The 8,402-nt window shown below is 67.4% G+C and carries 6 protein-coding genes and 1 pseudogene; 6 read left to right on the top strand and 1 reads right to left on the bottom strand.

Annotated elements, in window-relative coordinates:
• Positions 1-21: 21 nt before the first annotated feature.
• On the bottom strand, positions 22-1,047 hold the full coding sequence (locus tag AC1DVT_RS15495) for a LacI family DNA-binding transcriptional regulator (RefSeq protein WP_457100052.1): 1,026 nt from the start codon (positions 1,045-1,047) through the stop codon (positions 22-24).
• Positions 1,048-1,322: 275 nt separating this feature from the next.
• Here AC1DVT_RS15495 and AC1DVT_RS15490 point away from each other — a divergent pair, with 275 nt between their 5' ends.
• The 6 genes and pseudogenes from AC1DVT_RS15490 to AC1DVT_RS15465 all read left to right on the top strand — a co-directional run.
• Entirely contained in the window at positions 1,323-2,639 is a 1,317-nt protein-coding gene (locus tag AC1DVT_RS15490; RefSeq protein WP_457100053.1) for an ABC transporter substrate-binding protein, read from the top strand.
• A 25-nt stretch (positions 2,640-2,664) separates the two neighbouring features.
• On the top strand, positions 2,665-3,663 hold the full coding sequence (locus tag AC1DVT_RS15485; RefSeq protein WP_477389905.1) for a carbohydrate ABC transporter permease: 999 nt from the start codon (positions 2,665-2,667) through the stop codon (positions 3,661-3,663).
• Positions 3,660-4,526, top strand: a complete 867-nt coding sequence (locus AC1DVT_RS15480) for a carbohydrate ABC transporter permease (RefSeq protein ID WP_477389904.1) — start codon at positions 3,660-3,662, stop codon at positions 4,524-4,526. The genes AC1DVT_RS15485 and AC1DVT_RS15480 overlap by 4 nt, the downstream gene beginning before the upstream one ends.
• Positions 4,523-7,027 (top strand): glycoside hydrolase family 2 protein, encoded by a 2,505-nt coding sequence (locus tag AC1DVT_RS15475; RefSeq protein WP_477389903.1) that lies wholly within the window; start codon positions 4,523-4,525, stop codon positions 7,025-7,027. The genes AC1DVT_RS15480 and AC1DVT_RS15475 overlap by 4 nt, the downstream gene beginning before the upstream one ends.
• Positions 7,024-7,995 carry a glycoside hydrolase family 113 gene (locus tag AC1DVT_RS15470; protein ID WP_477389902.1) on the top strand — a complete coding sequence of 324 codons (972 nt, stop codon included), beginning with the start codon at positions 7,024-7,026 and terminating at the stop codon, positions 7,993-7,995. Before AC1DVT_RS15475 ends, AC1DVT_RS15470 begins: the two co-directional genes overlap by 4 nt.
• Positions 7,992-8,402: pseudogene (locus tag AC1DVT_RS15465) on the top strand (hypothetical protein); the annotation flags it as partial. The gene AC1DVT_RS15470 and the pseudogene AC1DVT_RS15465, both read left to right, overlap by 4 nt.

Genomic DNA, 8,402 nt, shown 5'->3' with positions numbered 1-8,402 from the left:
CCAGCTGAACGATTCCCGCGGTCATTCCTCGCCTCTCTGAGCTGCGTGCCGTTCGCCGGTGCCTCGCTCGATGATCCAGGTGGGCAGTGCGATCTGCCGGGTGAAGCCGGCCGGGTCGCCGATGCGCTCGAGCGCAACCTGCGCAGCCCTGCGACCGAGTTCGACGGGGTCATAGCTGATGACCGAAACCCCGAGCACGTCGGCGGTGTCGAAGTCGTCGAAGCCGACGATCGCGGTTCGCCCGTCGTCGTGGAGGTCGCGCAGCACCCGAAGCGCGCCGATCGTGACGCGGTTGTTCCCCGCCAGGAGCGCGGTGGGCGGGTCGTCCATGGTCATCACCCTCCGCACGAGCTCGTCCGCCGGGATCGCCAGGTCGTCCGCCAGCATCTCCCACCTCGCCGTCTCGGTCACGCCCGCCGCCGCCATCGCATCGCGATAGCCGCGCAGGCGCTCAGCCTGGGTGTAGACGGATGCCGGATTGCAGATGTACGCGATCCGCCGATGGCCCCGTGCGAGCAGCCGGCTGGTCGCGTCGAAGACCCCACGGTGGTTCTCGAGCACGATCGAGTCGGCCACGAGATTGCGTGCCGGCCGGTCGATCGCAACGACCGGTGTGCCGAGCTGGCGCTCTCCTTCGAGATACGACTGGTCGTCGGCCACCGGGATCAGCAGCAGCGCGCCGATGCGCTGCGCGAGCAGCGCATCGGCGACGCGCTCCTCGCCTTCTGGGGTGTCGTCGGTGGTGGCGACGACCAGCCCRTAGCCGGCGCCGGCGAGCTCGCGCTCGATGCCGGAGGCGACCTTGTAGTAGAACGGGTTGCTCAGCTCACCCATGATGAATCCGACGGTGTTCGTGCCCCCGCCGCGCCGCAGACCGCGCGCGAGTGTGTTGGGCCGGAACCGCAGTCGCTTGGCGGCCGCGAGGACCCGATCGACCGTCTCGGGCGCGACCAGTTCGCGGGTCGTGAAGACACGCGAGACCGTCTTCGAGCTGACCCCCGCGAGCCGGGCGACATCATCGAGCGTGGCGCGCTGCTGAACCGTCATCGGCCCTCCTCCCGGTCAGAGTAGCAGAGGTACAGGGGAATGGCGACGATGGACATTTCATGGACATTTCAGACATGAAGCTACGATCAAGGTAACCTTAAAGTGCTGATCGAGAGCTGTTTTTTGAATCTGAATTCTGAACGGACAGAATACGACAGCGTTGACATTTACCCTTGCGGAGAGCGCTCTCACGCGCCTAATGTGGGCCCGCGACAACCCCGATGCGGCGGCGACTGCATCCGAGGTCAACGGAGAACCCTCACAAGGAGATACACATGGCAAAGAAGACATTGGGAGCGCTCGCCCTGCTCACCGTCACCGGGATCGCCCTCGCGGGCTGTGCCGGCGGAGGTGGCTCGAGCGACGCCGACAACACGATCGACGGCGACGTGAAGGGCGACATCACGGTGGTCACGTGGCGCACCGACCTGATCGCGGACGGCACGTTCGACAAGTACGCGAAGGAGTTCACGGCGAAGTACCCCGACGTGAAGGTCACCTTCGAGGGGATCACCGACTACGCCGGCGAGATGCAGACGCGGATGAGCACCTCGAACTACGGCGACGTGCTCGGCATCCCGACGATCTCCCCCAACCAGTACGACCAGTTCCTCGAGCCCCTGGGCAAGACCGCCGACTTCGCGGACACCTACCGGTTCCTGCCGGCGGCGAGCTACGACGGCACGCAGTACGGCATCGCCTTCGGCGGCAACGCGAACGGCGTGATCTACAACAAGAAGGTCTGGGAAGAGGCGGGTATCACGACCCCGCCGACCGACGAAGACGAGTGGCTCGAGGCGCTGCAGGCGATCAAGGACAACACCGACGCGATCCCGCTCTACACGAACTACAAGGACGGCTGGCCGCTCACCCAGAGCTTCGGCAACCTCGGCGTCGTGACCGACGACCAGGACGCACCGATCACGATGGCGGAAGACCCGGCGCCGTGGACCGAAGGTACCGATGTCTACGCAATCGACTCGCTGCTGTACGACTCGGTCGCCGCAGGCCTGACCGAGGAAGACCCGCTCACCACGAACTGGGAGCAGTCGAAGGTCGACCTGGCCACCGGCAAGATCGCGACGATGACCCTCGGCTCATGGGCGATCTCGCAGATGCAGGCGAAGGCTGAAGAGAACGGCGCCTCGGCCGACGACATCGGCTACATCGCCTTCCCCGCGACCGTGGACGGCACGCAGTTCGCCGTGGTCGGCGGCGACTACAACCTCGCCGTGAGCAAGCACTCCAAGGCCAAGGCGGCCGCATGGGCATGGATCCAGTGGGTAGTTTCGGAGTCCGGCTACACCGAGGCGCAGGGCATGATCTCGCCGGTTCTCGAGAAGCCCCTCCCCGACAACCTCGCCGGCTTCACCGACGCGGGCGTCGAGCTCATCGAGATCAACCCCGCTCCTGCGGGCAAGGAGAGCCTCCTCGCCGACACCGCCAACGACGCGCAGATCGACATCTACGGCCCGCTCTACCGTCAGAAGCTCGTCGACATCGCCCGCGGCGCTGCCGACGGCGACAAGGACAGCTACTTCGCCGAGCTCAACGAACGTTGGGGCGCTTCGGTCGAGAAGCTCTCCAACTGACCCACCCCTGGACTCGGAGAAGCACATGGCACTCGCACCACTCGGCTCCGCACCCGCGGGCGCCCCGTCCGTCCTCTCCGCTCCCGTACGTGCTCGCCGGTTCCGCGGTTCCCGCGGAACCGGCGATGCCGGGCCCAAGACCGGCCGTTCCGCGGGACGGTCGTTCCGGCAGCACCTCACCCCGTGGCTGTTCCTGGCCACCGCGGTGGGTCTGCTCCTGGTGTTCACCTACTGGCCCGCGCTGAATCTCTTCTACTTCAGCGTGACCGACTGGGACGGCATCGATCTCACCAAGAACTTCGTCGGCCTGGAGAACTACGTCCAGGTCTTCACCGACCCGCGCATCTTCAGCGTCTTCGGGGTCAGCCTCTACTACTTCCTCGCGACGTTCGTGCAGATGGCGATCGCCCTCTACTTCGCGACGATCCTGAGCTTCTCGACGCGGTTCCAGAACCTGTTCCGCGGCATCCTCTTCTTCCCCTACCTGATCAACGGCGTCGCGATCGGGTTCGTGTTCCTCTACCTCTTCCAGCCGGGCGGCACACTCGACACGGCGCTGTCGTGGTTCGGCGTCACCGAACCCCCGCACTGGCTCGGCGACCCCGCCTACGTGAACTGGTCGCTGGCAGCGACCTCGGTCTGGCGCTACACGGGCCTCAACTTCGTGCTCTTCCTCGGAGCGATCCAGTCGATCCCCCGCGAGCTGTATGAAGCCGCCGAGATCGACGGCGCGTCGCGGTTCCAGCAGTTCTGGGCCCTGATCTTCCCCGGCATCCGCCGCGTCATCGGCCTGTCGTTCATCCTCGCGGTGGCCGGCGCCCTGAGTGTGTTCGAGATCCCGTTCATCATGACCGGCGGCGCGAACGGCTCGGCGACGTTCGTGATCCAGACGCTGCAGACCGCCTTCAGCTACCGGCAGGTCGGCCTCGCGTCGGCGATGGCCGTCGTGCTGCTGTTCATCGTGCTGATCGTGACCGTGATCCAGCGCAAAGTCTTCCCCGACGAGAAGGTTGACCTGACATGACGACCGTGCGCCGCTATGAGAGCGGCCTGACCCCCTTCATGCGCTTCAAGGGCATGAGCGCGACCACCGCGAAGTACGTCAGCCTCATCGTGGGTGCTCTGTTCACCCTGCTCCCGCTGTCGGTGGTGCTGTTCGCGAGCTTGAAGACGAGTTCCGAGTTCGCCTCCACCGGCCCGTTCGATCTGCCGGAGAACTGGCTCAACTTCGACAACTTCGTCACGGCGTTCACGAGCGGCGAGATGCTCGAGGGCTTCGTCAACACGACGATCGTGCTCGTGGTCTCGCTCGTCGGGACGATCTTCATCGGCACCATGGCCGCGTATGCGCTCGATCGGTTCGTGTTCCGCGGCAAGAAGCTCGTGGTCGGGCTCTTCCTGGTCGCCACGCTCATCCCGAGCGCGACGAGCCAGGTGGCGACCTTCCAATTGATCAACGGACTCGGCCTCTACGACACGAAGACCGCGCTGATCCTCCTCTTCATGGGCACGGACATCATCGCGATCTACCTGTTCATCCAGTTCATGCAGTCGATCCCCGTTTCGCTCGATGAGGCGGCGATGCTCGACGGCGCCAACCGCTGGACGATCTACTGGCGCATCATCCTTCCGCTGCTGCGCCCGGCGATCGCCACCGTCGTGATCATCAAGGGCATCGCGATCTACAACGAGTTCTACGCGCCGTTCCTCTACCTGCCTTCCGAGGGCTTCATCTCCACGTCGCTCTTCCGGTTCAAGGGACCGTTCGGAGCCCAGTGGGAGATCATCGCAGCCGGCACGATCGTCGTCATCATCCCCACGATCCTCGCGTTCCTCTTCCTGCAGCGCTGGATCTACCGTGGCCTCACCTCAGGAGCCGTCAAGTGACATCCACCCGCACCCTGCAGGGCGCCTGGTCCGTACGCGCAGGCTCCGGTCCCGCGCCCGAGCCCATCGCCTCGGCGGTGATCCCCGCGACAGTGCCTGGGGTCGTCCATCTCGATCTGATGGCGGCGGGACTGATCCCGGATCCCTACCTCGACGACAACGAGTCGGCGCTGGCCTGGATCGGCCTCGTCGACTGGACGTACGAGACCACGTTCACCGTCGACGAATCGGAGCTCGCGGCGCACTCTCGCCACGACCTCGCCTTCGACGGGCTCGACACGGTCGCGACCGTGCGGCTCAACGGCACGACGGTCGCCGAGACCGCGAACCAGCACCGCACGTACCGCATCGACGTGCGCGACGCCCTCGTCGCGGGCGACAACGTGCTGACGGTCTCGTTCCGCAGTCCGATCCGCTACGCGAACGAGCAGAGCGTCGCCCTCGGCGTGCGCCAGCGCCCGTACCCGCTCCCCTACGACGCGATCCGCAAGTCCGCGTGCAGCTTCGGGTGGGACTGGGGCATCAAGACCGCGACCAGCGGCATCTGGAAGCCGGTGCGCCTGGAATCCTGGTCGACCGCGCGGCTCGCGTCGGTGCGCCCGCAGGTGCGGGTGACGGATGCAGCGACCGGCATCGTCGACGTCGCCCTCGTGATCGAGCGCGCGGGCGACGAGCCGGTCACCGCGACCGTCTCCGTGGCGGGCGTGTCGGTCAGCGCCGAGATCGCCGCCGGGGAGACGGAAGCGACGGTGTCGGCGTCCGTTCCCGACGTCGAGCTGTGGTGGCCCGCCGGCTATGGCGAGCAGCCGCTGTACGACGTGGACGTGCGGATCGAGGCATCCGGAGTCGTCCTCGACGAAGCCCGTCGCCGCGTCGGGTTCCGCACCGTCGCGTGGGACTCCACCCCGGACGACGCGGGCACGCCGTTCACGCTGCACGTCAACGGCGTGCCGGTGTTCGTCAAGGGCGCGAACTGGATTCCGGATGACGCGTTCCCGGTGCGCGTCGACCGCGCCCGTTACGAGCGGCGGCTGCGTCAGGCGCGCGCCGGCCACCTCAACCTGATCCGCGTGTGGGGCGGCGGCATCTACGAGGCGGACGACTTCTACGACGTCGCCGACGAGCTCGGCCTGCTGACCTGGCAGGACTTCCTCTTCGCGTGCGCGGCGTATGCCGAAGAGGAGCCCCTGCGCGGCGAAGTGGAGGCGGAGGCGCGCGACAACGTCACGCGCATCGGTCACCACGCGTCGCTCGTGCTGCTCACCGGCAACAACGAGAACCTCTGGGGCTACGAGGACTGGGGCTGGAAGCTCCGCCTCGACGGCAAGACCTGGGGCGCCTACTACTACTACGACCTGCTCCCCTCGGTGGTCTCAGAGCTCGCCCCGCTCGTGCCGTATGCACCCGGGAGCCCGTTCAGCCCTGGCGGGCGCGCGTCAGCAAACCGGGGGTTTGGGGCGGAGCCCCATAAGGCGCCCGGCGACCAGCACCCGAACGCCGAGCAGCACGGCACGATGCACATCTGGGATCTGTGGAACCAGAAGGACTGGCCGCACTACCGCGACTACACCCCGCGGTTCGTCGCCGAGTTCGGCTGGCAGGGTCCCCCGACCTGGTCGACCCTGACCCGCTCCATCAGCGACCAGCCACTGACCCCCGAGTCGCCGGGCATGATCGTGCACCAGAAGGCGATGGAAGGCAACGTCAAGCTGACGAACGGGCTGATCACGCACTACCGGCTTCCGGAGGACATGGAGACCTGGCACTGGGCGATGCAGCTCAACCAGGCGAACGCGATCTCGACGGCGCTCGAGCACTTCCGCTCGCACGCTCCGCACACGGCCGGCGCGATCATCTGGCAGCTCAACGACTGCTGGCCGGTGACGTCGTGGGCGGCGATCGACGGCGACGAGCACCAGAAGCCACTGTTCTATGCGCTGCGCAACGCCTTCGCGCCACGGGTCGTCACAATCCAGCCCCGGGGCGACGGCCTCGTGGTGGCCGTCGTGAACGACACCGGCGACGCGTGGAGCGGCGACCTGCGGATCACCCGGCGCGACTACAGCGGCGTCGTGCTCGCCGAGCACATCTCCTCAGTGACGACGCCCGCGCGCGCCGTGACGACCGTCGCGATCCCGGATGCCGCGGCCCAAGCGGGTGACGCCGGTTCGGAGCTGATCGTCGCCGAGCTCGCCGGCGTGCGCGGACTGTGGTTCTTCGGCGAGCCGCGGGATTCCGCTCTCGAGCCCCCGCGCGTGTCGGTCGAGGTCGCCGAGCACGCAGCCGGGGTGGAGATCACGCTGACCGCCCACAACCTGGTGCGTGAGCTGACCCTGCTCGTCGACAAGATCGTCCCCGACGCCGTCGCCGAGGAGGGCCTGGTGACGCTGCTGCCCGGCGAGTCCACGACGATCCTCGTGCGTGGGCTCAGTGCCCGCGAGGCTCCGGCCATCTCGCACCCGAGCGTGCTGCGTTCGGCGAACCAGCTGGTGGTGACATGACGACCTTGATCGACGCGCTCGGCGAGCCGATCTGCGGCATGACGTGGGGCTGGGTGGGCACCCGCGGCACGTGGGCGACACCGGAGGCCGCGGCATCCCTCGCGGCGATGGCCGACCACGCCGTCACCTGGACCGGGATCGCCTACGCCGCCGTGCAGCAGACGCCGTTCTCGACGGAGATCCCGTTCGACTCGGAGCCGACCGTCACCGACGACGAGATCGTCTGGGCGATCCGCGAGGCCAAGGGCCTGGGGCTGAAAGTCGCCCTCAAGCCGGTCGTGAACTGCGCCGATGGAACCTGGCGCGCACACATCGGGTTCTTCGACTGGGATGTGCCCAATGAGCCGAGCTGGTCCGACTGGTTCGCCTCGTATCGCGCCTTCATCCTGCATGCGGCCACGATCGCCCAGGCAGAGGGCTGCGAGATGCTCTGCATCGGGTGCGAGATGGTGCGTGCCGACGGCCAGGAAGAGCACTGGCGACGCCTGGTGGATGACGTGCGCATGGTGTACTCCGGACTCATCACCTACAACTGCGACAAGTACCAGGAGGACCACATCACGTGGTGGGATGCCGTCGACGTCATCTCCTCGAGCGGGTACTACCCGATCGACACCTGGCAGACCCACCTCGACCGCATCGAGCAGGTGGTCGAGGCATCCGGCAAGCCGTTCTTCTTCATGGAGACGGGCTGCCCCAGTCGCACCGGCTCGGCCAACCTGCCCAACGACTGGGCCCTCCCCGGCGAGCCGTCGGGCGAGGAGCAGCTGCGCTACTACCGCGCGATGTTCGAGGCGTGCGCCGATCGGCCGTGGGTGGGCGGGTTCATGCTGTGGGATTGGCCGGCCACGCTGTACGCGATCGAGGATGCGCCGTCGAACGATGACTACTGTCCCTACGGAAAGCCCGCAGGTGTCTACCTGCGGGAGGTCTACACCGCGATGACCACGCGAGAGGTGAGCGCATGACCGCCGCAGGGGTGCTCGCGATCGACGCGGGCCAGACCGGGATGAAGGTGCGTCTCCAGGACGGCGATGGGCGCCGCGATGTGCTGTTCGGCGGCATCAGGACGCACGAGCCGCTGCTCCCCCAGCTCGCCGCCGTCGTGCACGCCGCGATCGTCGAGACCGGCACCCGCCCCGAGATCGTCACGGCGGGCATCTCGGGCCTTACAGATCGGGATGCCGATGCCGGGTCGCTCCTCGCACTCCTGCGCGACACCGGCATCCGCGAAGCGGCACTCGCCCACGACTCGACGACGTCCTTCCTCGGCGCGCTCGGCGACACCCGGGGCGCCGTCGTCGCCGCCGGAACCGGCGTGGTCGCCCTCGCCGTCGGACGCGACGCCAACGCCCGCGTCGACGGCTGGGGCCAC

The sequence above is a fragment of the Microbacterium sp. P2_F9 genome (assembly GCF_056403635.1).
The sequence above is the reverse complement of the archived record's forward strand: the minus strand, read 5'-3'. Positions and strand labels throughout refer to the sequence as shown.

Excerpts from the sequence above, each read along its gene's own strand:
- AC1DVT_RS15490 (WP_457100053.1), top strand. The coding sequence starts at position 1,323 with ATGGCAAAGAAGACATTGGGAGCGCTCGCCCTGCTCACCGTCACCGGG.
- AC1DVT_RS15485 (WP_477389905.1), top strand. The coding sequence starts at position 2,665 with ATGGCACTCGCACCACTCGGCTCCGCACCCGCGGGCGCCCCGTCCGTC.
- AC1DVT_RS15480 (WP_477389904.1), top strand. The coding sequence starts at position 3,660 with ATGACGACCGTGCGCCGCTATGAGAGCGGCCTGACCCCCTTCATGCGC.
- AC1DVT_RS15470 (WP_477389902.1), top strand. The coding sequence starts at position 7,024 with ATGACGACCTTGATCGACGCGCTCGGCGAGCCGATCTGCGGCATGACG.